Genomic DNA, 22,150 nt, shown 5'->3' on the forward strand with positions numbered 1-22,150 from the left:
AGCGATGAAATGGCCATTCCCCTCGGCAACGTCCCTACGTGCGGGCGTAAAAGCCGTATGCAAGTGGCCGTCACGGGCGGGTTGCTGCTATGGGCAGTCACAGCCAGCATTCAGCTATATGTCGCACGCCAAGACGCTCGCGAAGCAACCGTCCAAACTTATAACATGGGCCGTGTTGCCGCGTTTCGTGATAGCGGCGCGGACTTGGATAAGAAGGTAGCCGCGTTCAACGACGCTGCCGCTGAAGGTCAAAGCCTGTCCGAAGTGCGACAGAACGTTCGCGAAGCGATGGCCGATCACGCCGCAAAAACTTTTGCCATGCAGGACGCATTCGGAAAAACGGCGACCAACCGCTATTCGGACGAACTAAAGGCGCTTCAAACTGCGGTTGAAGAAACGACGGATGCGACCAATTCTGGCGCTGTAATAACGGCCTTGTCGAAAGTGTATGTTGCTCGGACGAAGCTTGCTGACGATGTAACCAAGAAGGCGACTGCGTAACATTCTGTCCCGTCTTTTGCCGGTCCTTGTCGAAACGTCGTCCCGCTCTTTCTCCCCGTCCGTCCCCACACGCCTCCACGCGCGCCCACACTTCGCAAAAATTATCCTATTGCGAAATCGACGCCACCCGTCCGTTCGCCCGCAATTGCGTGGCCTGCGACGGTGTGAACTTCACAGATTTGGCAAGGGCGCGTTGGCTGCTTTGCCGGGGTGCGCTTAGCCCTGGTCCTGATAGGCCATTTGTAAAATGCCCCAGTGCCGCCCCTTTACATGGATCGACGCGATCACCTGTTTGAGCAGCAGCACTTCGCCGCTGGCGGTCAGGCGGCGATAGGCTTTGATGCAGAAGGGCTGGGTCGTCCGCGCCTGTTCGCGCGTGTCGGGAAAGTCGAAGATCAGCCCCTGCCGCGCATGTTCCGCATTCCATACGTCGTCACCCGGCCGCTGCGGCTGTGCCCGTTCGGGCATGGCGACCGCGCCATAGGCGTTGCGGTCGGTGAAGGTCATGCCGAACAGCCCGGTAAAGCCGCGCGCCCGTTCCTGCTGCGCGCGGGCGACGGGCAGGATGACCGCCTGCACAGGATGCGTATATTGCGTCGGGTTGGTGCCGGGGATCGGCGCATAATCGTCGCTGAAGATCGCCGCTTCGCTTGCCTCACCACGCTCGATCGCCCGCTCGATGGCGTTCGCGACCTTTTGCGCCGACTCCAGGCTGAAGCGGATATAGGGCGAATCGGGAATATCGACCCCGCTTTCGGCCAGATATTGCAGCAGCATATTGGTGTCGCTGCTGGCGGTCGACACGCGGCCCGACAGCCGTTGCAGCCCGTCGGCATTGGCGCTCGACGTGCTGGCCAGCGTCGCGATGCCGGTGCGGATTTCACCCGCGGACCCGACCATCGACGCGATCCGCCGCGCCACCGTCTCGCTGTTGCTCGACAGGTCGAGCATCAGCGCGGCGAGCCGTTCGACCAGCGTTTCGATGTTGCGCGTGTCCGACTGGGCGGTGCGCGCGGTCTGCGCGCCCTGGGTGATGCTGGCGAGCATCCCGCCCGCCTCGCCGGTCAGCGCGGCGATCGACTGTTCGATGGTCTGGGTGGCGGCGGCGGTTTCCTGCGCCAGTTTCTTGACCTCGGCCGCGACCACGGCAAAGCCGCGCCCCGCATCGCCCGCCCGCGCCGCCTCGATCGTGGCGTTGAGCGCCAGCAGGTTGGTCTGGCTGGCGATGCCGCTGATCATGCTGGTGACATGGGCGACGGTGCGCAGCGCCTCGCCAAAGCCGTCGAGCCGCGCATGGATATGGCTGACCTGGTCGATCAGATCGACGAAATTGCTGTTGGCGGCGGAGAGCTGGCGGCCCGAATCGTCGATGATGGCGCGCGCAGCGATCGCCTGTTCCCGCGCATCCTGCCCGGCCAGCGCCACGCTGTCGCCATCCCGCGACAATTGCCCGGCGGCGCCGCTGATCGCCTCGATCATCTGCGCCTGCTGCGTCACCCGGTCGGCCAGTTCGCTGATGTCGGCCTGCAAATCGAGCGTGCGGATGCCCAGGTCGCCCGACAATTTGGCGACCTTCATGACCGCTCTGGCGACGGTTCCGATGTCTGCGATATTCCCCATTTCCATGGGGGTATCGCAGCATGGTGAAGGAAGCGTTAGCGCGCGCTCACACGCCTTCCAGCAAGCCTTCGCGCTTGATCTTTTCCTGCCAGACCAGCGGGGCGAGATGGTGGACATTCTGCCCTTCGCTGTCGACCGCGACGGTCACCGGCATGTCCGCCACGTCGAATTCGTAGATCGCCTCCATGCCCAGATCCTCGAAGCCCACGACCTTGGCACCCTTGATGGCGCGCGCGACCAGATAGGCCGCGCCGCCGACCGCCATCAGATAGGCGCTCTTATGCTTGGCGATGGCGGCGGTGGCGGCGACGCCGCGCTCCGCCTTGCCGACGCAGCCGAGCAAGCCTTGTTCCAGCATCATGTCCATGAAGCTGTCCATGCGCGTCGCGGTGGTGGGACCGGCCGGGCCGACCACTTCGTCGCCGACCGGATCGACCGGGCCGACATAATAGATGACGCGGCCCTTGAAATCGACCGGCAGCGGCTCGCCCCGGCTCAGCATATCCTTGATTCGCTTATGCGCGGCATCACGACCGGTCAGCATCTTGCCGTTCAGCAGCAGCCGGTCGCCATGCTTCCAGCTTTGCACGACTTCCGGGGTCAAAGTGTTGAGGTCGACGCGGATCGCTTCCTTGCTGGGCGTCCAGTTGACGTCGGGCCATTCGGACAGCTTGGGCGCTTCCAGATAGGCGGGGCCAGAGCCGTCCAGCGTGAAATGCGCGTGGCGCGTCGCGGCGCAATTGGGGATCATTGCAACCGGCTTGCCCGCCGCATGGCAGGGATAGTCGTAAATCTTGACGTCGAGGATGGTGGAGAGGCCGCCCAGACCCTGCGCGCCGATGCCCAAAGCATTGACCTTGTCGAAAATCTCGACCCGCATCTTCTCGATCTCGGTCTGCGGCCCGCGCTGCTTCAACTCGCCCATGTCGATGGGTTCCATCAGGCTTTCCTTGGCCAGCGCCACCGCCTTTTCCGCGGTGCCGCCAATGCCGATGCCCAGCATGCCGGGCGGGCACCAGCCGGCACCCATTTGCGGGATCATGTCCAGCACCCAGTCGACGATCGAATCGCTGGGGTTCATCATCTTGAACTTGGTCTTATTCTCCGACCCGCCACCCTTGGCCGCGACGTCGATGACGACCTTGTTGCCCGGCACCATTTCGACCGACAGGACGCAGGGCGTGTTGTCCTTGGTATTCTGGCGGCTGAAGGCCGGGTCGCGCAGGATCGAAGCGCGCAGGCGGTTTTCGGGGTTCAGATAAGCGCGGCGCACGCCTTCGTCGATGACGTCCTGCATCGACCGGCTATTATCGTCCAACCGGCACTCCATGCCCCATTTGACGAAGACGTTGACGATGCCGGTGTCCTGGCAAATCGGGCGATGTCCCTCCGCGCACATGCGGCTGTTGGTCAGGATCTGCGCAATGGCGTCCTTGGCCGCCGGGCTTTGCTCGGCCTCATAGGCTTTGCCGAGCGCGCGGATATAATCCATCGGGTGATAGTAACTGATGAACTGGAGCGCGTCGGCCACGCTGTCGATCAGATCGGCGGTTTTGATGAGCGTCATCTACCCTAGTCCCCATATCTGCGGCCCGGCCCTGCACGGCGGGTTCCTGCTTGCGCTGGGGCTATACGCATCCTCGCTCCCAAGTCCAGTATGGGTAATGTGAGGGGGTGGGAGAGGGGCGACTCCGGCCGCGCACGCATTTGCGTGGCAAGCCCCTATATATTTTTTTGGGGCCATGCTCCCCCTTGCCTTTTGCGGGGGGCAGGGAAGTCCATGCGTCGCGGCGTCGCGACAGGCAAAAGCGGCGATGAAATGAATCGGGCGAGCGACGAACGGAGTCTCTAAACGGTCATTTACCCTCTTGCGTCCCAAAGGGGCTATGGCACTATCCCTTGTATCGGGTTAACGGGGGTCACCCAACAGATTGTGATTGCGTCGCGGAACATGGTTTCGCTTGAAGGGCATTTTGTCCGTGCGATCGCGGTCTGGCGGGCCTCGTTCCGGTCCCGGCACGAAACGGTTTGCGGCTGATGCGCGACTGGATGGCGCGGGGCTTGACCGAATCGAACGGAACAGGAACATTCGGGGGCTGAGATGGATTTTCGAGATAGCGGACAAGGTGGTACTGGCGACGTGGCGACTGTGATGGATGAAGTGTTGGACGCGGTAGCGGCAACGAACAAGGCGGCTCCGGCCAAGGCGCAGCCCAAGGAGGCGGCACCCCTGACCTCCTCGACCGTGGTGGAGCGTCGCTTCGACATCGTGACCGATGCGTCGCGCGATGCGTTGCTGACCGAATTCGGCAAGGATACGCTGAATGATCGCTATCTGCTGCCCGGCGAATCCTATCAGGATCTGTTCGCCCGCGTCGCGTCGGCCTATTCGGACAATCAGGATCACGCCCAGCGTGTCTATGACTATATCTCCAAACTCTGGTTCATGCCCGCCACCCCGGTCCTGTCCAATGGCGGCACCGGACGCGGTCTGCCGATCAGCTGCTATCTGAACTCGGTGGACGATAGCCTGGAAGGCATCGTCAACACCTGGAACGAGAATGTCTGGCTCGCCTCGCGCGGCGGTGGCATCGGCACCTATTGGGGCAGCGTGCGCGGCATCGGCGAGCCGGTCGGCCTCAACGGCAAGACCAGCGGCATCATTCCCTTCGTCCGCGTGATGGACAGCCTGACGCTGGCGATCAGCCAGGGCAGCCTGCGTCGCGGTTCGGCCGCCTGCTATCTCGACGTGTCGCACCCGGAAATCGAAGAATTCCTCGAAATCCGCAAGCCCAGCGGCGACTTCAACCGCAAGGCGCTCAACCTGCATCATGGCGTCCTTCTGACCGACGAATTCATGGAAGCCGTGCGCGACGGCCGTGAATTTCATCTGCGCAGCCCCAAGGACCAGTCGATCCGCTCCACCATCGACGCGCGCGCGCTGTTCCAGAAGCTGGTCGAAACCCGCCTGGCGACCGGCGAGCCCTATATCGTGTTCAACGACACGGTGAACCGCATGATGCCCAAACATCATCGCGACCTGGGCCTGAAAGTCTCAACGTCCAACCTCTGTTCGGAAATCACCCTGCCGACCGGGCGCGATCACCTGGGCAATGATCGTACGGCGGTCTGCTGCCTGTCGTCGATGAACCTGGAAACCTGGGACGAGTGGAAAGACGAAAAGCTCTTCGCCGAAGACATTATGCGCTTTCTCGACAATGTGTTGCAGGATTATATCGACCGCGCCCCGCCCGAAATGGCGCGCGCCAAGTACAGCGCCAGCCGCGAACGCTCGGTTGGCCTTGGCGTCATGGGCTTCCACAGCTTCCTCCAGGCGCGGGGCATCCCGTTCGAGGGTGCGATGGCCAAGTCGTGGAACCTGCGCATGTTCAAGCACATCAAGGGCCAGGTCGACGAAGCCTCGATGCAGCTCGCCATCGAGCGTGGCCCTTGCCCGGACGCCGCCGACCAGGGCGTGATGGAGCGTTTCAGCTGCAAGATGGCGATCGCGCCGACCGCGTCGATCAGCATCATTTGTGGCGGCACCAGCGCGTGCATCGAACCGATCCCGGCCAATATCTATACGCACAAAACGCTGTCGGGCAGCTTCTCGATCAAGAATCCCTATCTCGAAAAGCTGCTGATCGAGAAGGCGAAGGACAGCAATAATGTCTGGAACTCGATCCTCGAACATGGCGGCAGCGTCCAGCATCTCGACTTCCTGACCCAGGAAGAAAAGGACACGTTCAAGACCAGCTTCGAGATCGACCAGCGCTGGCTGCTCGAACTCGCGGCCGACCGCACCCCCTATATCGACCAGGCGCAGTCGCTGAACCTGTTCATCCCGGCCGATGTGGAAAAATGGGATTTGCTCATGCTCCACTTCCGCGCCTGGGAATTGGGCATCAAGTCGCTTTATTATCTGCGGTCGAAGAGCGTGCAGCGTGCCGGTTTTGCGGGCGGCGTGGAAGCCGACAACACGATCGACGCGCCAAAGTTCGAGATCGAAAGCACGGACTATGACGAGTGTCTGGCCTGTCAGTAATTTCGGTCAAAGTGATACTTTGACCGAGTAGGAGGGTCGTTTTGACTGATGGTTGGATTTTTCTTACTATTGTGTCGCTTATTTCACTCTGTGTTTTCTTCAATGGCGTTCGTTTCTCGCGGATGACTAGAAATCCGTTTGAAGGGCGCAAGATTTTTGGCCAGCCGATTCAAGGTACTGAACTGTCGGTCAAAGACATAAATATGATTGGAAGAATACAGATGGTTTTTGCGCCTCTGTTTCTACTGATTATGATGGCGATGATATTCGGATTATTTGGCCCTGTTGAGGGCGTTGAAACGATCAAATTTAACTGAGGTTCACCATGTCTCTTCTTCAAGCCTCCAAGCAATATAAGCCGTTCGAATATCCCTGGGCCTACGACTTCTGGAAGCGCCAGCAACAGCTGCACTGGCTGCCCGAAGAAGTCCCCTTGGGCGAGGATTGCCGCGATTGGGCGCAGAAACTGTCCGATCATGAGCGCAACCTGCTGACGCAGATTTTCCGTTTCTTCACCCAGGCCGACGTGGAAGTGCAGGATTGCTACCACGAAAAATATGGCCGCGTGTTCAAGCCCACGGAAGTCAAGATGATGCTGACCGCGTTCAGCAACATGGAAACCGTGCATATCGCGGCTTACTCGCATCTGCTCGACACGATCGGCATGCCCGAAAGCGAATATAGCGCCTTCCTCCAATATAAGGAGATGAAGGACAAGCATGACTATCTGCAGCAGTTCGGCGTCGATACCGACGAAGATATCGCCCGCACCCTGGCGATGTTCGGCGGCTTTACCGAAGGCCTGCAACTTTTTGCGTCCTTCGCGATGCTGATGAACTTCCCGCGCTTCAACAAGATGAAGGGCATGGGCCAGATCGTCACCTGGTCGATCCGCGACGAGACGCTGCATTGCGAGGGCATCATCAAGCTGTTCCACGCCTTCTGCGCCGAACGCGGCTGCCTGACCCCGGCGGTCCGGGAAGATATCATGGATATGTGCCAGAAGACGGTACGGATCGAGGATGCGTTCATCGATCTGGTCTTTGAAATGGGTCCGGTTCCCGGCATGACGGCGAAGGACATCAAGAAATATGTCCGCTACATCGCCGACTGGCGGCTGGGCCAGCTTGGCTTCAAGCCCATCTACATGATCGAAGAGCATCCGCTCCCCTGGCTCAGCCCGCTGCTCAACGGCGTGGAACATGCCAATTTCTTCGAAACCCGCGCGACGGAATATTCGAAGGGCGCGACGCGCGGCCAGTGGAACGACGTGTGGGACGCCTTCGACCGCCGCAAGACCCGCGCCGTGCCCGCCAATGCGGATGAGGTGGACCCGGACATGTTCAAGGCTGCGGGGATCGCGGCGGAGTAAAGATTGCTGTTTGATGGATCAATCCGCATTTGCGGATTGATCCGAAAATGCGGATCTGCCAGGATCTCTTTATGTTCTCATCTCATGACCCATTCGAAGCTCATATCGATCTTGCAGCCACTGCAAAGGGTAAGCGCTACGGCACCATTATGGCCGATCCGCCATGGCAATTTCAAAATCGCACCGGAAAGGTGGCACCTGAACACAAGCGGCTCAATCGCTACAGTACGATGACTTTGGAAGAGATTTGCGCGCTTCCTGTTGCAGACATCGCAGCCGACCCCTCTCATCTCTATCTGTGGGTCCCGAACGCCCTTTTACCAGATGGGCTTAAAGTCATGGAAAGTTGGGGTTATCGTTACATTTCCAATATCGTTTGGCATAAAGTGCGTAAGGATGGCGGTTCTGACGGTCGAGGTGTCGGATTTTATTTCCGTAACGTAACGGAATTACTGCTGTTTGGTGTGCGGGGAAAAAATGCGCGCACGCTGGATCCAGGTCGCAGCCAGGTCAACATGATTCAGACGCGCAAGCGTGAACATAGTCGCAAGCCCGATGAGCAATATGACATCATCGAGTCCTGCTCATGGGGGCCACGTCTCGAAATGTTCAGTCGTGGCGCGCGGAAAGGTTGGGACGTATGGGGCAATCAGGCGGATGACAGCTATAAGCCGACATGGGATACGTACAGCTACAACAGCGCTATAGCAGCGGAATAACGCTCAGGACTCTGCATCTTCGTCATCGTCCACAATTGGCATTGCATCTTGTATAGCGGCAGTTGGTGCCCCGTCGTCGATATAAAGCTCTGGTGTGATAGCGAAGGTCAGAACGGGGCATCCACCGCCACCGCCACCATCCAAACGAGGCCATAACTTTTCATGATGTGTAGTGGAATTTCCGTAAGAAGAGCCTTTGCCAAGTTTGTTAAAAATGCCTTGTAATTCCGTTGCGCGAGTAATGATTACGCCAACGTCGATTGCGCGTAAGTCAAAGAGTAAACGAAAATTATTTAGGTCACGATCGAAAAATGGATCCTTATTGTTCCATTCTAACTCCAATGCCACACGGCCTTTGAAGCAATCTACCTTATGTGTTGGGCTTTCATAGACCTGGTCGTCGATAGTAATCGAAGTGTCGAACTTCTTCTCAACCCAGCCCATTTCATAGAAACGCCCGTCCAGTCCTCGCGATATGGGCGAGCGGTTTTTCCCGGCAGCTTGTACCTGCGAACGAAGTAGACGGAAATTTCTCAGAATTTCAATGATTTCTGCCCATTCTTCTGGACAGGCCGTCGCGAGTATGCCGGTGGCATTCCGCCACTCCTTCACAGTATATAATGCACGTAAATCGTCGGGAACAAGATGGATAGTGGACATCACATCTTTCTGCCGGCTATCCATCGTTCCCGCAAGGCAATCCCGCTGCTTTCTATCATCTGCATCTTCACCGTCAGCGACCGTCCCGCGCCCATTTCCCACCAACCAAACCCATGATGAACGGCATGTTTTGTTCCGTTCATGCAACATCCTGTATCCACTGGGGTTCTGACAGCAGAGACACGACCCAGGGAAGGACCCGCCCATGACATTCACCTTCAAACAGGCCATTGCCGCCTTGTCGCTCGGCGCGATGACGCTGACGGGGCTTGCCGCGACGCCCGCCTTTGCGCAGCCGGGCCGCGACAATCGCGAGCGGCGCGAGGATCGCCGCGATGACCGGCAGGAGCGCCGCGCCGATCGCAAGGATGACCGCCGCGACAATCGTCAGGATCGCCGGGCCGACCGCCGCGATGATCGTCAGGACCGCCGCGTGGATCGTCGGGATTATCGCCGCGACTGGCGTCAGGTCCGTCGGAACGACCAGCGCGTGACCTATCGCCGCCCTGGCCGTCCGGTCTACAGCTATGACTGGAACCGCCCCGACCCGCGCTATGGCCGCAGCTATCGGCCCGATCGCTATTATCGCGGCGGCTACCAGCCGATCCGCGTCGATCGCCGCACCCGCATCTATCGTGGCTATGACGACCGCTATTATTGCCGCCGCTCGGACGGCACCACCGGCCTGATCGTCGGCGCGGCGCTGGGCGGATTGCTCGGCGGCCAGATCGACCGTGGCCAGTCGAACATCGCCGGTATCCTGATCGGGGGTGGCGCGGGCGCTCTGCTGGGCCGCGAAATCGACCGTGGCGGCGTGAACTGCCGCTAACAGGAGAATAGGGGCGCTGCGTTCAACACCAAGGACGCCGCGCCCCGTCCCATTCCCGCGCCAGCCCCTCGGCCACCAGTATGCCGCCGATCGAGTTGCCGCCGCGCGTCACGACCCGCAACGACCGGCCATAGCGGTCCACATCGCGGTCGATGCTTTCCAGGGAAAAAGGCCCAGCGTTCAGCAAGGCTTGCAGCCGCTGCGTGGCCTGCGCGCCCAATGCCCCCTCGGCGGCGCAGCGCGGCCCATGGGTTTCGGGCGTGTCGATGTCGGCGATCCGATATTTCGCGCCCTTGAACCAGAATGTGTCGCCATCCACGACGCAATCGACCCCGCCGCCGCTGTGGCAAAAGCCGAACTGCGCCGATAGCGTATCGCTGCTCTGACTTTGCCCCGCTACCGGGGCGGTCGGCAATGCTGCCCGGTCGATCCACTGCGGTCCATACCAGCCCAGCAGCAGCCCCAGACATAGGATATAAATGAAAGATGGGCCGCTAATGGCCGCGCTGAGCCGTTTGCTGCGCCCATATGCCTGTCTTGCCATCGGGCGAGCCTAGGCGGCCAACAGCAAATGACAGGTTAAAGTGCGACCATCTTCGCACCGATCCGGCGCGATTTGGCCGGGATCAAAGACAGGGCGCGCACCAACGTCATGCTGAAAGGGTTATCCGAAACGGAGCCATCTCCCATGAACGCAGCCGCGCCGCCCAGCCCCTATGCCCGTATCGGCGGCGAACCCGCCGTTCGCGCCATCGTCACCCGCTTTTACGATCTGCTGGAAGAGGACAAAGCCTATGCGGACCTGCGCAACGTTCACGCAGCGGACCTCGGTCCGGTACGGCACGGCCTGACCCGCTTCCTGACCGGCTGGCTGGGCGGCCCGCGCGACTGGTTTGAGCGCGGGCCGTGCATCATGTCGCTGCATCGCGCCTTTCCGATCACCCCGGCGTTGGCGGATCAATGGGCGATGGCGATGACCTGCGCCATTGCAGCGCGGGACGATATCGATCCCGCCATTGCCGATTCGATGACGCAGGCGCTTGGCCATATGGCGCGGGGCATGATCAATTTCGGGCTGGATGACAGCGCCGCCGCCTGACGACTTACTCGTCGTCTTCGGTCGTTCCGAAGGCGTCATCTTCATCATCCATCTGCGGCTCCCCCGCATAGGCATCCATGTCGATCCGGCCCGACCGGTTCATATCGTTCATCCGCTCGACCAGGTCGGGCACATCGTCGGGAATGATCTGCGCCGGATTGGCATCGCCGCCCCGCTCGCTATCTTCCGACGGATCGGTCGCGCGCGCCTGCGCATCGGCGGCGACGTCCTGCGCCTGCGTGCCCGCATCGGCCTGTTCGCTATTATCTTCCGTGTCGGGGGTAGGGCGGTCCATGGCCGGTCTCCTTATAGGGATTGATCGCCCTTCAACGGTCGGCATCGCGGCGCGTTCCCCGGAAACCACTGGCCCCGGAAACCACTGGACAGCGCCGGGCTGAAAGGCCAAAGGCCCAAATGATCCTTTTCGCACTGCAACAGGAATCTTCATGCCTCGCCAGCTCATTTCGTCCGGCTCGCCCTTCGAGGCGCAGGTCGGCTATTCGCGCGCCATCGTCCAGGGCGACTGGTGCTTCGTCGCCGGAACCACCGGGTCGGACCCCGAAACCAAGACGATGCCCGACAGCGTGGTCGATCAGGCCGCCAATGCGCTCAAGGTCATCGGCAAGGCGCTGGACGATGCAGGCTTTTCGTTCGCCGACGTAGTGCGTGTCACTTATTATATCACCGACCCGGCCTATTGGGACGATCTGGGCCAGGCGACCGCGCCGGTGTTCGGCACGATCCGTCCCGCCGCCAGTTGCGTCGTCACCGGCCTCATCAAGCCGGAGATGAAGATCGAAATCGAAGTCACCGCCTTCAAAGGATAAGTCGCCATGATCACCATGTACGGCATCAAAAATTGCGACACGATCAAGAAGGCCCGTAACTGGCTGGACAATGAGCGCGTCCCCTACAGCTTCCACGACTATAAGGTTTCGGGCGTGGATAAAGCGAAGCTGGAGGAATGGGTCATGGAACATGGCTGGGAAACCATCTTCAACCGTTCCGGCACCAGCTTCCGCGCGCTCGACGCGGGAGACAAGGCGCATATCGATGCGGACAAGGCGATCCTGCTGATGATCACCAACCCGTCGCTGATCAAGCGGCCGATCCTCGACACCGGCAAGGGCACGATCATCGGGTTCAAGGCCACGACCTACGAAAACGCGCTGCAAGGCGTTTCGGCTTGAGGGGCGGGGATGTGGTGCGGATCGGCTTGTTGCTGCTGATGAGCCTCATCCCCCTTTATGCCGCGCGGGCCGATCCGCTGATCATCGCTCACCGCGGTGCCAGTGGGGAGCGGCCCGAACATACGCTCGCCAGCTATGAGCGGGCGATCGACCAGGGTGCGGACTATATCGAGCCGGACCTGGTGCTGACCAAGGACGGCGTCCTCGTCGCCCGGCATGAAAATGAGATTGGCGGCACCACCGATGTCGCCGACCATCCCGAATTTGCCGATCGGAAAACGAGCAAGACGATCGACGGCATCGAAATGTCGGGCTGGTTCACCGAGGATTTCACCCTCGCCGAACTGCGCACGCTGCGCGCCCGCGAGCGGTTGCCGGACCTGCGCACTGCCAACAAGCGGTTCGACGGTCTCTATCCGATTCCCACTTTCGAAGAGATAGTGCAACTGGTGCGCGCGAAGGAGGCCGAGAGCAGCCGCCGCATCGGCCTGTATCCCGAAACCAAGCATCCGAGCTATTTCGCTGGGCTTGGCCTGTCGCATCAGGCGCCGCTGCTCGATTTGCTGAGCCGCTATGGCTATCAGACCGAGGCCGATCCGGTGTTCATCCAGTCGTTCGAGGTCGGTAATCTCAAAGCGATCCGCGCCACCTCGCGCTTGCGTCTCATCCAGCTGGTCGATGCCGAGGGCGGCCCTGCCGACCTGCCCGGCACCAGCTATGCCGACATGCTCGCCGTCCAGGGGCTGACCGATGTTGCGGCCTATGCCGATGGGATCGGGCCGTCCGCGGCGCTGGTCATCGCGCCCGAAGGGGCGACGGCGCTCGTCGGGCGCGCGCATGATGCGGGCTTGCAGGTCCATGTCTGGACGATGCGGATGGAAAACAGCTTCCTGCCGCCGCAATATCAGCGGCTCGACGATCCGCAGGGGCTGGGTGATTTCACGGGCTATGTCCGCGCCATCGCAGCCACCGGGGTAGATGGCCTGTTCAGCGACTTTCCGGGTCAGGCGCGGGCGGCGGTTACGCCCGCGCGTTGAGCGGGTTGTAAAATCGGCCGAGGGGGCGAATAACGACGCTATGTTGTCCCAGAAGACCCGTTACGCCATCCGCGCGCTGCAACATCTTGCCGATCGCTACCGCCAGGGTCCGGTGCCGCTCGGCGAGATTTCCACGCGCCAGAACATCCCCGCGAAATTCCTGACCGTCATCCTCTCCGAATTGTCGCGCGAAGGGCTGGTCGCGACCCAGCGCGGGCGGGACGGGGGCTATTGGCTGGCGCTGGCACCTGTCGATATCAGCTATGGCGACATCGTGCGGATGACGCGCGGGTCGCTGGCGTTGACCCCCTGCGCCAGTCGTTTCGCGCATGAAAGCTGCACCAACTGCCTGCCCGAATCGGAATGCCGCCTGCACCGCGTAATGCTGCGCGTTCGCGATGAGACCGCCAAGGTACTCGACAGCATCAGCCTGGCCGAGCCCTTTGCGGCGCTGGACGAAGCGGTCTAGCCTTGCGCCCGCCGCGTCGCTTCGCCACATCGGGGGCATGACGACACCTCCGCTCAAAGCCATGCTGATCCCGGTCACCCCGCTCCAGCAGAATTGCACCCTATTCTGGTGTACCCAAACCATGCGCGGTGCCTTCGTCGATCCGGGCGGCGACCTGCCGGTGTTGAAACGCGCGGCGGCGGAGCAGGGGGTCACGATCGAGAAATTGCTCGTCACCCATGGCCATATCGACCATTGCGGGCAGGCGGGGGTTTTGGCCCGCGATCTTGGCGTGCCGATTGAAGGGCCACACGAAGAGGATCGTTTCTGGATCGAGCGCTTGGCCGAAGACGGTAAACGCTGGGGCGTACCGGGCGAGAGCTTCGAGCCCGATCGCTGGCTGCAGGACGGGGACCGGGTGACCGTCGGCAACCTGACCTTCGACGTCATTCATTGTCCCGGCCATACGCCGGGCCATGTCGTGTTCCACCATGCGCCGAGCAAGCTCGCCATCGTCGGCGACGTGCTGTTCCAGGGATCGATCGGTCGCACCGATTTCCCGCGTGGCAATCATCAGGATTTGATCGACGCGATTACCGGCAAGCTGTGGCCATTGGGGGGCGACACGGCCTTCGTCCCCGGCCACGGTGCGATGAGCAATTTCGCCCATGAGCGCCGCACCAACCCCTTTGTCGCCGATTCGGTGCTGGCGGGCTAAAGCCTACACCTGTGCCGCCAGCGCGGGCGGCACAGGCACTTCGCGCGTGGCGGTGTAGGCGATCGTCAGCGCCGTGATCGCGAGACCCACCATCACCAGCCAAGTGACCAATGCGCCAACGGCCCGCCAGATGGTGGGCTTGTCTGCATCCATGCCAAAGCCGTGCGCCACGCGCGCCAGCACATAGACCAGCGCTGCGATGGACAGCCACAAGGAGCCACCCACCGCCAGCTCGACGAGCGCGAACAGGATCAGCACGATCGGCGTATATTCGATGAAGTTGGCCTGGGCGCGCATCCGCCGCGCCAGTAGCCCGCTGCCGCCGTCGCCATGAAGCACCTTGTCCTTGGCGCGCAGCCGGACGCAGCGAATCGCCAGCCACAGGTTGAGCAGCGCGCAGGCTGCGGCAAAGGTCAGCGTGATCGGCAAAGCCATGAAAATTCCCCCGTTGCGGTAGGGCTTCAGTCTAGGGCGTGGGGCGCGATCGGCAAGGAAGGACTTGCACCCCGAACAAAAACCGCTATAGGCGCAGGGCTTCGCGATCACCCGGGCCGCATGGGTCTGCGGCGCCTTGTGGCGTCTGCGTCTCCATCGGAAACCGGCCAGTCGCACAACCAGATAATTTACGGAACAAGGTGCCGACATGGCTGTCCCCAAAAGGAAAACGTCCCCCTCCAAGCGCGGTATGCGCCGTAGCCACGATTCGCTGCGCGTCGAAGCATTCCAGGAATGCTCCAACTGTGGCGAACTCAAGCGCCCGCACAATCTGTGCGGTGCCTGTGGCCATTATAACGGTCGCGAAATCGTCGCCGTCGGGGCGTAAGCCAGTCTCGATCTCCGCAAAGGGGTGATCAGCGTGTCCAGGCAACCGCGAATCGCAATTGACGCGATGGGCGGGGATGAAGGCGTGCGTGTGATGATCGCGGGTGTTGCACTCGCGCGTCACCGGCACGATGGACTCCTTTTCACCCTGTTCGGTGACGAAGCGCGGATCAAGGCCGCGCTCGACAGCCACCCTAATTTGCGGGCCGCATCGGACGTCGTCCATGCTGCATCGGTGGTCGATGGCGCGGACAAGCCCGGCGTCGCCATCCGCAAGAAGGACAGCTCGATGAGCATGGCCATTGCGGCCGTGAAATCGGGTCAGGCCGGGGCGGCGGTATCGGCGGGCAATACCGGCGCGCTGATGGCGATGGCGAAAGTGGCGCTGCGGACCATGCCGGGCGTCGATCGCCCTGCGCTGGCCGCGATGCTGCCGACGCTGGGCGACAATGACGTCATCATGCTCGACCTGGGCGCCAATACCGAATGCGACGCGCGCAACCTCGTCCAGTTCGCGGTGATGGGCGCGGCCTATTCGCGTATCGCCTTCGACCTTGAACGGCCGCGTGTGCGCCTGCTCAACATCGGCACCGAGGATCTTAAGGGCACGGACGAGATCCGCGACGCCGCCGCCATATTGCGCGCCGCCGACACCTTGCCGCTTCAGTTCGATGGTTTTACCGAGGGCGACAAGATCAGCCGCGGTGATACCGACGTGATCGTGTGCGACGGTTTTTCGGGCAATGTCGCGCTCAAGACTGCGGAGGGCACCGCCCGCTTCGTTACCGACGTGCTGCGCAAGGCGTTCACCAGCTCGATCCGCTCGAAGATCGGCTTCCTGATCTCCAAGCCTGCCATGCACCTGCTCAAACATCATCTCGACCCCAACAACCATAATGGCGCGGTTTTCCTGGGCCTCAACGGCGTCGTCGTGAAAAGCCATGGCAGCGCCGATGCCAAGGGCGTGGCCAATGCGGTCCATGTTGCCGCGCGGCTGCTGGAAGAGGATATCACCCGCCGCATCGCCGCCGATATGGCGGGCATTGCGGACCTGTCGGCTACTAAAGCCGCCAAGCTGGAGCTGCCCGTCAAGTGATCCGTCGATCGATATTGCTGGGCACGGGCTCGGCCCTGCCCGTTCGCGCGGTCAGCAATGCCGAACTGGCGCAGACCGTCGATACCAGCGACGAATGGATCGTTGAGCGCACCGGCATCCGCAATCGGCATATTGCCGGAGAGGGGGAAACGACCTCTACGCTGGCGACCGATGCCGCCCGCGCCGCGCTTGACGCGGCGGGTGTCGCGCCGCAGGATATCGACCTCATCATCTTGGCGACGGCGACCCCGGACCAGACTTTTCCTGCCACCGCCACGACCGTCCAGGCCGCGCTTGGCATTGACGATTGCGTCGCGTTCGACGTGGCCGCCGTCTGCTCAGGCTTTCTCTACGCCATGACCGTGGCGGACAGCATGATCCGATCGGGTGCCGCTAACCGCGCGCTGGTGATCGGCGCGGAAACCTTCAGCCGCATCCTCGACTGGGAGGATCGCGCGACCTGCGTCCTGTTTGGCGATGGTGCAGGCGCTGTGGTGTTGGGGGCGGAGGAAAGCGCGGATGGTGCGCGCGGCATACTGGCGTCGAAACTCCATGCCGATGGCCGCCACAATCAGCTTCTCTATGTCGACGGCGGCCCGTCAACGACGCAGACCGTGGGCAAATTGCGGATGCGCGGGCAGGAGGTGTTCCGCCATGCGGTCGTCAACCTCGCCTCGGTCCTCAATGAAGTCATGGCGATGGCGGGCCTGACCAATGCCGACATCGACTGGCTGGTCCCGCACCAGGCCAATGCCCGTATCCTCGACGCGACGGCGCGCAAATTGAAGCTGTCGCCCGACCGGGTGGTGGTGACCGTCGACCGCCACGCCAATACCTCCGCCGCGTCGGTTCCGTTGGCGCTCGACCTCGCGGTGCGCGACGGGCGGATCAAGCCGGGCGAACTTATCGTCCTGGAAGCGATGGGCGGCGGCTTTACCTGGGGCGCCTGCGTCATTCGCCTGTGACGTAACGGCAGGCAATGCTTGCACATTTGGTATAAATCGGTCAATTTGGCGCTCTGTCATCGGGGAGCGACGGGTTATGAGCGGCACGGGTACATTGACGCGCGCGGATCTGGCGGAAAGCCTCAACCGCCATGTCGGCTTGTCGCGGGCGGAAGCCGCTGCGCTGGTCGAATCGATCCTCGATCATATGTCAGTCGCGCTGGAGCGCGGCGAGAATGTGAAGATCTCCAGCTTCGGCACCTTCGTCCTGCGCGACAAGACGCAGCGCATGGGCCGCAATCCCAAGACCGGGGTCGAGGTGCCGATCCAGCCGCGCCGGGTGCTGACGTTCCGCGCCAGCCAGACGATGCGCGACCGGGTCGCCTGATCTCCGGCTTAGCCCACTGGCTTTTTCTTCTTTCTCCGACATTTACCATGGTTGACGGGTGCCCGGCTGTGGGTGCAACATCGTTATCATGAAAAAGGTGGAGGGGGCATTTCTGACCATCGGCGAACTGGCCGGTGAACTGGGACTGGCCCAGCATATATTGCGCTATTGGGAAACGCGGTTTCCGCAGTTGCGACCGCTGCAGCGCTCCGGCAATCGGCGCTATTACCGCCCTGCCGATGTCGATCTCGCCCGCCGCATCCACCATCTGCTCAACGTGGAGGGCTTCACCGTCAAGGGTGCGCAAAAGGCGCTGGAAGAGGGCAATGGCGCTCCTCCTCCGGTTTCGCCGCCTCAGGCCGAAGATGACCTGCTGACGCGTCTCGAAACCATCCGTGCTACGCTGGCGCGTGCGATTGCTTTATAGCGTTCGCGCATAGATGAGGTCGCGGAACGGCACGTCCCCGACCATGAAGGTCAATTCGCCGATCTCGCCAAAGCCGTGTCGCGCATAGAAGCGACGTGCGCGTTCGTTCTGCGGATAGACGGCGAGTAGCAATCGGCGCGCCCCGCGCCGCTGCGCTTCTTCGACCACCAGCGCCATGATCCTATCGCCATGCCCACCACCCTGCCAGCCATGCAGCAGGTAGACGCGCTTCAATTCCACGTCACGCGCCGGGTCGGTCGCGATCGGCAGGTCCGGCGGGGTGATCATCGCATAGCCCACCGCCGCGCCGAGCGGGGTTTCACCGATCAGCACCGTTTGCGCCTGATCGGTGAGCGCTGATGCATAATAGGCCTCGCCATGCGCGGTGCGGATATGGGCGGTCAGCGCCGCACCCGGATGATCATGGGCAAAGCTGGTGAGGAAAGTCGCCCCGCCTAATATGGAGAGGGCAGGGGCGTCGCGTGCCTCCGCCCGGCGCCACGTGATCGGCGTCACCGCGAACTTGGCCCCAATGCGGGGTCGAGGTCGCGCGGTCGGGTGAAGCTGGCTAGTGTTGCGACACCTTCTTTTGCCTGCGACCAGCGGTCAATGGCGAGGTCAAGCACTGCTATGCTGGCGGTCGGAAACTTCGCCTCCACATTCTCGCGCAAGTCATTGTTGCCATCATCAGGAACCAGATCGAGAATCAACTCCTCCAGCCCCGGATTATGCCCGGCCATCAAAACGCTGTCGGCCTTGTCGGGCAGGTCGCGGACGACATCGAACAGGATGGGGGAGGAGGCGAGGTAGATGCGCCGGTCCCAATGCGCGTCGAGTATCTGGCCATAGCCCGTGAAGAAGACGTCCAGCGTCTCCACGACCCGCACAGCAGGCGAGGCGACCAGCATGTCGAACTGCATGGCGCGGCGCGCGGCGAACTGGCCCATCAATATGGCAGCCTTCTCGCCCCGGCGGTTCAACGGCCGGTCGAAATCGCGAGCCACCGGATCGTCCCAGTCCGACTTGGCGTGGCGCAACAGGGTCAGCCGTTTCATTCTGTCTCCTGGGGGGGCATGCCGGATTCGGCCCCCTGATGCCCCAAAGCGGCCGTTTCGCCAAGCGTTTGCGCGCGTGCACTGGCGTTGACCGCCAGGATCGCTTCGTCCAGCGTCAGGCGACGGATCGGCGTTCCCGGCGGGAAGGCGCTCAATAGTCGGCTGGGCATCGCGGCCGACAGGATCACGAAACTGCCCCTGTCCTCGGCCCGGCGGATCAGCCGCCCGAACGCCTGCGCCAGCCGCGCGCGGATCAACCGGTCGTCATAGGCATTGCCGCCGCCAGCCAGTCGCCGCGCCGCGTGCAGCACTGTAGGCTTGGACCAGGGCACCCCCTCCATCACCACCAGCCGCAGCGAATGGCCCGGCACGTCCACGCCATCGCGCAAGGCATCGGTGCCGAGCAGCGAAGCGCGCGGATCATCGCGGAAAATATCAACCAGGGTGCCGGTGTCGATCGGGTCGACATGCTGCGCGTAAAGCGGCAGGCCTGCCCGCGCCAGCCGGTCGGCAATGCGCGCATGGACGCCGCGCAGCCGCCGGATCGCGGTGAACAGCCCCAGCGTGCCGCCGCCCGCCGCCTCGATCAAGCGGCCATAAGCACCGGACAAGGCGGCGATGTCGCCCCGTTTGATGTCGGTGACGATCAACACCTCGGCGCGCCCCGGATAGTCGAAGGGGCTGGCCGCCTCGAACCGTTCGGCGCCATGGGGCAGGTGGACCGCGCCGCTGCGCCCCTCCGCATTGCTCCATTCGCCGCCGCCCTTCAGCGTCGCGCTGGTGACGATCACCCCCTGGGCCGGTTTCAGCACGGCTTCGGCGAGCGGGCGGCTGGGGTCGAGCCAGTGGCGGTGGATGCCGATGTCGAACTCGCGCCCCTCGATCCGGTCGACCGCCAGCCAGTCGACATAGTCGGGGTCCGCCGGGCCGCCGATGCGCGTCAGCAGCGCTAGCCAGGCCGCGATCAGGTCGCGCCGCCAGCCGAGCGATGCCACTGCGCCCTCGATCCGCGCCCGCGCCGCGCTGTCCAGCCAGTCGGGCGCATCCTCTATCACCGCTTCCAGCCGCCGCCCCAGCCGCACCAATGGCTTGATGAGCGCGTCGAGCGCCAGCGCCGCTTCCTGTGCCGCCTCGACCAGTGCGCCATCCGGTTCGGCCAGCTCGGTTTCCATGCCATAGCCTGCATCCGCCTCGCCCGTATCGGCGGCGCGGGCGTAGACGGTGGCGCGTACCGCGGTCAGCAAGGCTTCCAGCGCCCCGAACGGTTCGCCTGCGACGACGCGCTTGAGCCATTCGTCAGCGGGCAGCGCCTGCGCTGCGTCGATCGCTGCGCGGATCGCTTGTCCGCCTTCCTCGTCATAGCTGGCAAGATCGGACAGGCGCGCCGCCAGCCCGCGCCGCCGCCCGCGCGATCCGCCCTCCGGCCCCATGATCCAGCGGCGCAGCTCGATCGCTTCTTGCCCCGACAGCGCGACTGAAAAGGTCGAATCGGCGGCATCGAATAGATGATGGCCCTCGTCGAAGATGATTCGCTGTGGTCGCTGGCCGGTTTCCCGCCCGCGCGCGGCGTTGATCATGACCAGCGCATGATTGGCGATAACAATGTCCGCATCCGCGCTCGCCCGCGACGACCGCTCGATGAAGCATTTGCGATAATGGGGGCAGCCGGCATAGATGCACTCGCCCCGCCGGTCGGTCAGCGCGGTCGATCCATTGCGCCGGAACAGCGTCGGCAACCAGCCGGGCAGGTCGCCGCCGACCATGTCGCCATCCTTGCTGAACGCTGCCCAGCGCGCGACCAGTTGCGCCAGTATCGCCGCGCGGCCGGTAAAGCCGCCCTGCAACGCATCTTCCAGATTGAGCAGGCAGAGATAATTTTCCCGCCCCTTGCGCACCACCACGCGCTTGGCGGCGACGGCTGGGTCGGGAAAGAGGCGCAGCGATTCGCGATCGAGCTGGCGCTGCAGCGCCTTGGTATAGGTCGACACCCACACCGTCCCCTGCGCCTGTCCCGCCCAGAGCGAGGCGGGGGCGAGATAGCCCAGCGTCTTGCCGATGCCGGTGCCTGCTTCGGCGAGCAGCATATTGGGCTGGTCGCGATGGCGACGCGGCAGGAAGGCGGCGCTGGCGGCGGCGGCATAGGCGCGCTGACCAGGACGCGGCTCGGCCCCAGCGCCAGTCAGCGCGTCGAGCCGGGCCAGCACCTGTCCTTCATCCAGCGCGATCGTGCGCGGGGCGGGGCGGGGCTGCGCCTCCTCCCATTCGGGCAATTTGGAAAAGAGCCAGCGTTCGGCTTCCTTGGGCTTGGCGATGCGCGGCGCGACCAGCGGTGCCCAGGTCCAGCGCAACCGGTGCAGCGATTGCGCTGCGGTCCAGCCGCCTTCGCGCTCGGTCCAGTCGGTCGATCCCAGCCGATCGAGCATCACTTGTGCCGCTTGTTGCAGCAGGCCAGGAATGTCGCCTTCGCTGGCCGGAACCGCCAAATTGAGCGCTGCCGCCAGCCCCTTGGGTGTGGGCACCAGAAAGCGGGCGGGGTGGAGAAAAGCCCATAATTCCAGCAGGTCGAGGCCATTCAATTCGGGATAGCCGAGCCGCTGGCCGGTCAAAGGTGCATTGAGCAGCAGCACGGGGGTTTCGGCCGCGCGGGCGATCGCCCGTCCCTTGGCAAGCCCTTGCGTACGGCCGCCATCGCGCAACCAGATGCCGCCATGGCTGGCGTGAAGGGCGGGAAGGTCGGCGGGGTCGATCACCTGCCCGGCTTAGGCGAACAGGAACAAAAGGAAAACCTGTTTTGGTTGGCGTTCAGCCTGTACGGCGGCCAAATCCGCCACCGCCCATGCCCATGGATTGCGGGCGTGGTTGAAAGGGGAGTGGCGCACGGCGGGCTGCCTTTACCGCTTCGAGCTTTTCGAACAGCGGCCCCTCGGTCAATTCGTAAGGAAAGCGAATGCCCATCCGGTCCTCTTCGGACCAGCGAACGGTGCCGAACACGCTATAGCCATCCAAGTCGAGCTGGCACTGGGATTTCGGGGGGAGCGTGCAGCCAACGACCTGGGCACCGCCTTCGCTCAAGTCGACGATCACGCCGCGCAAGCTGTCGAGCACCGTCGTGACGACGATGGGGATCTCGACGGAGATGCGCTCACGGCTGCGCTTGATCTGCATATCGCCTCCAATCAC

At 62.7% G+C, this 22,150-nt stretch carries 27 protein-coding genes; 17 read left to right on the forward strand and 10 right to left on the reverse strand.

Features of this window, described 5'->3' with window-relative positions; all coding sequences use genetic code 11:
* Positions 1-9: 9 nt before the first annotated feature.
* Positions 10-501, forward strand: a complete 492-nt coding sequence (locus BSY17_RS13525) for a hypothetical protein (RefSeq protein WP_069065899.1) — start codon at positions 10-12, stop codon at positions 499-501.
* A 216-nt stretch (positions 502-717) separates the two neighbouring features.
* Here BSY17_RS13525 and BSY17_RS13530 read toward each other — a convergent pair whose 3' ends face one another.
* Together BSY17_RS13530 and BSY17_RS13535 are read right to left on the reverse strand one after the other, a co-directional pair.
* Positions 718-2,079: a methyl-accepting chemotaxis protein gene (locus tag BSY17_RS13530; protein ID WP_069066970.1), complete on the reverse strand. Its 1,362-nt coding sequence runs from the start codon at positions 2,077-2,079 to the stop codon at positions 718-720.
* An 88-nt stretch (positions 2,080-2,167) separates the two neighbouring features.
* Complete coding sequence (locus BSY17_RS13535) at positions 2,168-3,688, reverse strand: fumarate hydratase (protein WP_069065900.1); 1,521 nt, start codon at positions 3,686-3,688, stop codon at positions 2,168-2,170.
* A 534-nt stretch (positions 3,689-4,222) separates the two neighbouring features.
* On the opposite strand from BSY17_RS13535, the gene BSY17_RS13540 reads away from it, so the two are divergent.
* The 4 genes from BSY17_RS13540 (at position 4,223) to BSY17_RS13555 (ending at position 8,257) form a co-directional block, all read left to right on the forward strand.
* Positions 4,223-6,166, forward strand: coding sequence for a ribonucleoside-diphosphate reductase subunit alpha (locus BSY17_RS13540; RefSeq protein WP_237236317.1), 1,944 nt, complete (start codon positions 4,223-4,225; stop codon positions 6,164-6,166).
* A gap of 41 nt (positions 6,167-6,207) precedes the next feature.
* Positions 6,208-6,483, forward strand: coding sequence for a hypothetical protein (locus BSY17_RS13545; protein ID WP_141249447.1), 276 nt, complete (start codon positions 6,208-6,210; stop codon positions 6,481-6,483).
* Positions 6,484-6,491: 8 nt separating this feature from the next.
* The gene (locus tag BSY17_RS13550) at positions 6,492-7,538 is read left to right on the forward strand and encodes a ribonucleotide-diphosphate reductase subunit beta (RefSeq protein ID WP_037473212.1); all 1,047 of its coding nucleotides are present in this window, start codon (positions 6,492-6,494) and stop codon (positions 7,536-7,538) included.
* A gap of 71 nt (positions 7,539-7,609) precedes the next feature.
* Positions 7,610-8,257: an MT-A70 family methyltransferase gene (locus tag BSY17_RS13555; protein ID WP_069066971.1), complete on the forward strand. Its 648-nt coding sequence runs from the start codon at positions 7,610-7,612 to the stop codon at positions 8,255-8,257.
* A gap of 3 nt (positions 8,258-8,260) precedes the next feature.
* Here BSY17_RS13555 and BSY17_RS20975 read toward each other — a convergent pair whose 3' ends face one another.
* Positions 8,261-9,067 (reverse strand): BglII/BstYI family type II restriction endonuclease, encoded by an 807-nt coding sequence (locus BSY17_RS20975; protein ID WP_216095556.1) that lies wholly within the window; start codon positions 9,065-9,067, stop codon positions 8,261-8,263.
* Between the two features lie 55 nt (positions 9,068-9,122).
* Between BSY17_RS20975 and BSY17_RS13560 the strand changes: the two genes are divergently transcribed.
* Positions 9,123-9,746, forward strand: a complete 624-nt coding sequence (locus tag BSY17_RS13560) for a glycine zipper 2TM domain-containing protein (protein ID WP_069065903.1) — start codon at positions 9,123-9,125, stop codon at positions 9,744-9,746.
* 22 nt (positions 9,747-9,768) lie between these two features.
* Here BSY17_RS13560 and BSY17_RS13565 read toward each other — a convergent pair whose 3' ends face one another.
* Positions 9,769-10,290 carry a thermonuclease family protein gene (locus BSY17_RS13565; protein WP_083217124.1) on the reverse strand — a complete coding sequence of 174 codons (522 nt, stop codon included), beginning with the start codon at positions 10,288-10,290 and terminating at the stop codon, positions 9,769-9,771.
* A 144-nt stretch (positions 10,291-10,434) separates the two neighbouring features.
* On the opposite strand from BSY17_RS13565, the gene BSY17_RS13570 reads away from it, so the two are divergent.
* A complete protein-coding gene (locus BSY17_RS13570) occupies positions 10,435-10,845 on the forward strand; it encodes a group II truncated hemoglobin (RefSeq protein WP_069065904.1) in 411 nt (136 codons plus the stop codon).
* Between the two features lie 4 nt (positions 10,846-10,849).
* On the opposite strand, the gene BSY17_RS13575 is transcribed toward BSY17_RS13570, so the two are convergent.
* Positions 10,850-11,140 carry a hypothetical protein gene (locus tag BSY17_RS13575; RefSeq protein ID WP_069065905.1) on the reverse strand — a complete coding sequence of 97 codons (291 nt, stop codon included), beginning with the start codon at positions 11,138-11,140 and terminating at the stop codon, positions 10,850-10,852.
* A gap of 151 nt (positions 11,141-11,291) precedes the next feature.
* On the opposite strand from BSY17_RS13575, the gene BSY17_RS13580 reads away from it, so the two are divergent.
* From BSY17_RS13580 to BSY17_RS13600, 5 genes are read left to right on the forward strand one after another with little or no spacing between them, the layout of a single operon-like run.
* On the forward strand, positions 11,292-11,672 hold the full coding sequence (locus BSY17_RS13580; protein WP_069065906.1) for a RidA family protein: 381 nt from the start codon (positions 11,292-11,294) through the stop codon (positions 11,670-11,672).
* Positions 11,673-11,678: 6 nt separating this feature from the next.
* Positions 11,679-12,035, forward strand: coding sequence for an ArsC family reductase (locus tag BSY17_RS13585; RefSeq protein WP_037473222.1), 357 nt, complete (start codon positions 11,679-11,681; stop codon positions 12,033-12,035).
* 38 nt (positions 12,036-12,073) lie between these two features.
* On the forward strand, positions 12,074-13,072 hold the full coding sequence (locus tag BSY17_RS13590) for a glycerophosphodiester phosphodiesterase (protein ID WP_443019528.1): 999 nt from the start codon (positions 12,074-12,076) through the stop codon (positions 13,070-13,072).
* Between the two features lie 40 nt (positions 13,073-13,112).
* Complete coding sequence (locus BSY17_RS13595; protein WP_037473224.1) at positions 13,113-13,541, forward strand: RrF2 family transcriptional regulator; 429 nt, start codon at positions 13,113-13,115, stop codon at positions 13,539-13,541.
* 37 nt (positions 13,542-13,578) lie between these two features.
* Entirely contained in the window at positions 13,579-14,238 is a 660-nt protein-coding gene (locus BSY17_RS13600) for an MBL fold metallo-hydrolase (protein WP_069065908.1), read from the forward strand.
* Positions 14,239-14,241: 3 nt separating this feature from the next.
* Here the strand turns inward: BSY17_RS13600 and BSY17_RS13605 are convergent, their stop codons facing one another.
* Complete coding sequence (locus tag BSY17_RS13605; RefSeq protein WP_069065909.1) at positions 14,242-14,673, reverse strand: MAPEG family protein; 432 nt, start codon at positions 14,671-14,673, stop codon at positions 14,242-14,244.
* 208 nt (positions 14,674-14,881) lie between these two features.
* Between BSY17_RS13605 and rpmF the strand changes: the two genes are divergently transcribed.
* The 5 genes from rpmF to BSY17_RS13630 all read left to right on the forward strand — a co-directional run bounded on the left by rpmF (position 14,882) and on the right by BSY17_RS13630 (position 17,915).
* The gene (rpmF, locus tag BSY17_RS13610) at positions 14,882-15,061 is read left to right on the forward strand and encodes a 50S ribosomal protein L32 (protein WP_006957677.1); all 180 of its coding nucleotides are present in this window, start codon (positions 14,882-14,884) and stop codon (positions 15,059-15,061) included.
* A 66-nt stretch (positions 15,062-15,127) separates the two neighbouring features.
* A complete protein-coding gene (plsX, locus tag BSY17_RS13615) occupies positions 15,128-16,156 on the forward strand; it encodes a phosphate acyltransferase PlsX (RefSeq protein ID WP_069065910.1) in 1,029 nt (342 codons plus the stop codon).
* Complete coding sequence (locus tag BSY17_RS13620) at positions 16,153-17,121, forward strand: beta-ketoacyl-ACP synthase III (RefSeq protein WP_069065911.1); 969 nt, start codon at positions 16,153-16,155, stop codon at positions 17,119-17,121. The genes plsX and BSY17_RS13620 overlap by 4 nt, the downstream gene beginning before the upstream one ends.
* A 76-nt stretch (positions 17,122-17,197) precedes the next feature.
* Entirely contained in the window at positions 17,198-17,488 is a 291-nt protein-coding gene (gene ihfA, locus BSY17_RS13625) for an integration host factor subunit alpha (protein ID WP_037472241.1), read from the forward strand.
* 88 nt (positions 17,489-17,576) lie between these two features.
* Positions 17,577-17,915 (forward strand): MerR family transcriptional regulator, encoded by a 339-nt coding sequence (locus BSY17_RS13630; protein WP_069065912.1) that lies wholly within the window; start codon positions 17,577-17,579, stop codon positions 17,913-17,915.
* Here the strand turns inward: BSY17_RS13630 and BSY17_RS13635 are convergent.
* From BSY17_RS13635 to BSY17_RS13650, 4 genes are read right to left on the reverse strand one after another with little or no spacing between them, the layout of a single operon-like run.
* The gene (locus tag BSY17_RS13635) at positions 17,910-18,431 is read right to left on the reverse strand and encodes a GNAT family N-acetyltransferase (protein WP_069065913.1); all 522 of its coding nucleotides are present in this window, start codon (positions 18,429-18,431) and stop codon (positions 17,910-17,912) included. The genes BSY17_RS13630 and BSY17_RS13635 overlap by 6 nt on opposite strands.
* On the reverse strand, positions 18,428-18,970 hold the full coding sequence (locus BSY17_RS13640; RefSeq protein WP_037472246.1) for a SixA phosphatase family protein: 543 nt from the start codon (positions 18,968-18,970) through the stop codon (positions 18,428-18,430). Before BSY17_RS13640 ends, BSY17_RS13635 begins: the two co-directional genes overlap by 4 nt.
* A complete protein-coding gene (locus tag BSY17_RS13645; RefSeq protein ID WP_069065914.1) occupies positions 18,967-21,720 on the reverse strand; it encodes an ATP-dependent DNA helicase in 2,754 nt (917 codons plus the stop codon). Before BSY17_RS13645 ends, BSY17_RS13640 begins: the two co-directional genes overlap by 4 nt.
* A gap of 52 nt (positions 21,721-21,772) precedes the next feature.
* Complete coding sequence (locus tag BSY17_RS13650) at positions 21,773-22,135, reverse strand: PilZ domain-containing protein (protein ID WP_037472688.1); 363 nt, start codon at positions 22,133-22,135, stop codon at positions 21,773-21,775.
* Positions 22,136-22,150 lie beyond the last annotated feature (15 nt).

The sequence above is a fragment of the Sphingobium sp. RAC03 genome, from assembly GCF_001713415.1.
Lineage (GTDB): Bacteria > Pseudomonadota > Alphaproteobacteria > Sphingomonadales > Sphingomonadaceae > Sphingobium.

What these genes read in the sequence shown, in the direction of transcription:
- BSY17_RS13580 (WP_069065906.1), top strand. Translation starts at nt 11,292, where the DNA reads ATGCCTCGCCAGCTCATTTCGTCCGGCTCGCCCTTCGAGGCGCAGGTC.
- BSY17_RS13630 (WP_069065912.1), top strand. Translation starts at nt 17,577, where the DNA reads ATGAAAAAGGTGGAGGGGGCATTTCTGACCATCGGCGAACTGGCCGGT.
- BSY17_RS13570 (WP_069065904.1), top strand. Translation starts at nt 10,435, where the DNA reads ATGAACGCAGCCGCGCCGCCCAGCCCCTATGCCCGTATCGGCGGCGAA.
- ihfA (WP_037472241.1), top strand. Translation starts at nt 17,198, where the DNA reads ATGAGCGGCACGGGTACATTGACGCGCGCGGATCTGGCGGAAAGCCTC.
- BSY17_RS13640 (WP_037472246.1), bottom strand. Translation starts at nt 18,970, where the DNA reads ATGAAACGGCTGACCCTGTTGCGCCACGCCAAGTCGGACTGGGACGAT.
- plsX (WP_069065910.1), top strand. Translation starts at nt 15,128, where the DNA reads ATGGGCGGGGATGAAGGCGTGCGTGTGATGATCGCGGGTGTTGCACTC.
- BSY17_RS13605 (WP_069065909.1), bottom strand. Translation starts at nt 14,673, where the DNA reads ATGGCTTTGCCGATCACGCTGACCTTTGCCGCAGCCTGCGCGCTGCTC.
- BSY17_RS13540 (WP_237236317.1), top strand. Translation starts at nt 4,223, where the DNA reads ATGGATTTTCGAGATAGCGGACAAGGTGGTACTGGCGACGTGGCGACT.
- BSY17_RS13650 (WP_037472688.1), bottom strand. Translation starts at nt 22,135, where the DNA reads ATGCAGATCAAGCGCAGCCGTGAGCGCATCTCCGTCGAGATCCCCATC.
- BSY17_RS13525 (WP_069065899.1), top strand. Translation starts at nt 10, where the DNA reads ATGGCCATTCCCCTCGGCAACGTCCCTACGTGCGGGCGTAAAAGCCGT.
- BSY17_RS13530 (WP_069066970.1), bottom strand. Translation starts at nt 2,079, where the DNA reads ATGAAGGTCGCCAAATTGTCGGGCGACCTGGGCATCCGCACGCTCGAT.
- BSY17_RS13560 (WP_069065903.1), top strand. Translation starts at nt 9,123, where the DNA reads ATGACATTCACCTTCAAACAGGCCATTGCCGCCTTGTCGCTCGGCGCG.
- BSY17_RS13600 (WP_069065908.1), top strand. Translation starts at nt 13,579, where the DNA reads ATGACGACACCTCCGCTCAAAGCCATGCTGATCCCGGTCACCCCGCTC.
- BSY17_RS13535 (WP_069065900.1), bottom strand. Translation starts at nt 3,688, where the DNA reads ATGACGCTCATCAAAACCGCCGATCTGATCGACAGCGTGGCCGACGCG.
- BSY17_RS13555 (WP_069066971.1), top strand. Translation starts at nt 7,610, where the DNA reads ATGTTCTCATCTCATGACCCATTCGAAGCTCATATCGATCTTGCAGCC.
- rpmF (WP_006957677.1), top strand. Translation starts at nt 14,882, where the DNA reads ATGGCTGTCCCCAAAAGGAAAACGTCCCCCTCCAAGCGCGGTATGCGC.
- BSY17_RS13585 (WP_037473222.1), top strand. Translation starts at nt 11,679, where the DNA reads ATGATCACCATGTACGGCATCAAAAATTGCGACACGATCAAGAAGGCC.
- BSY17_RS13575 (WP_069065905.1), bottom strand. Translation starts at nt 11,140, where the DNA reads ATGGACCGCCCTACCCCCGACACGGAAGATAATAGCGAACAGGCCGAT.
- BSY17_RS13590 (WP_443019528.1), top strand. Translation starts at nt 12,074, where the DNA reads ATGAGCCTCATCCCCCTTTATGCCGCGCGGGCCGATCCGCTGATCATC.
- BSY17_RS20975 (WP_216095556.1), bottom strand. Translation starts at nt 9,067, where the DNA reads ATGTTGCATGAACGGAACAAAACATGCCGTTCATCATGGGTTTGGTTG.
- BSY17_RS13595 (WP_037473224.1), top strand. Translation starts at nt 13,113, where the DNA reads ATGTTGTCCCAGAAGACCCGTTACGCCATCCGCGCGCTGCAACATCTT.
- BSY17_RS13550 (WP_037473212.1), top strand. Translation starts at nt 6,492, where the DNA reads ATGTCTCTTCTTCAAGCCTCCAAGCAATATAAGCCGTTCGAATATCCC.
- BSY17_RS13565 (WP_083217124.1), bottom strand. Translation starts at nt 10,290, where the DNA reads ATGGCAAGACAGGCATATGGGCGCAGCAAACGGCTCAGCGCGGCCATT.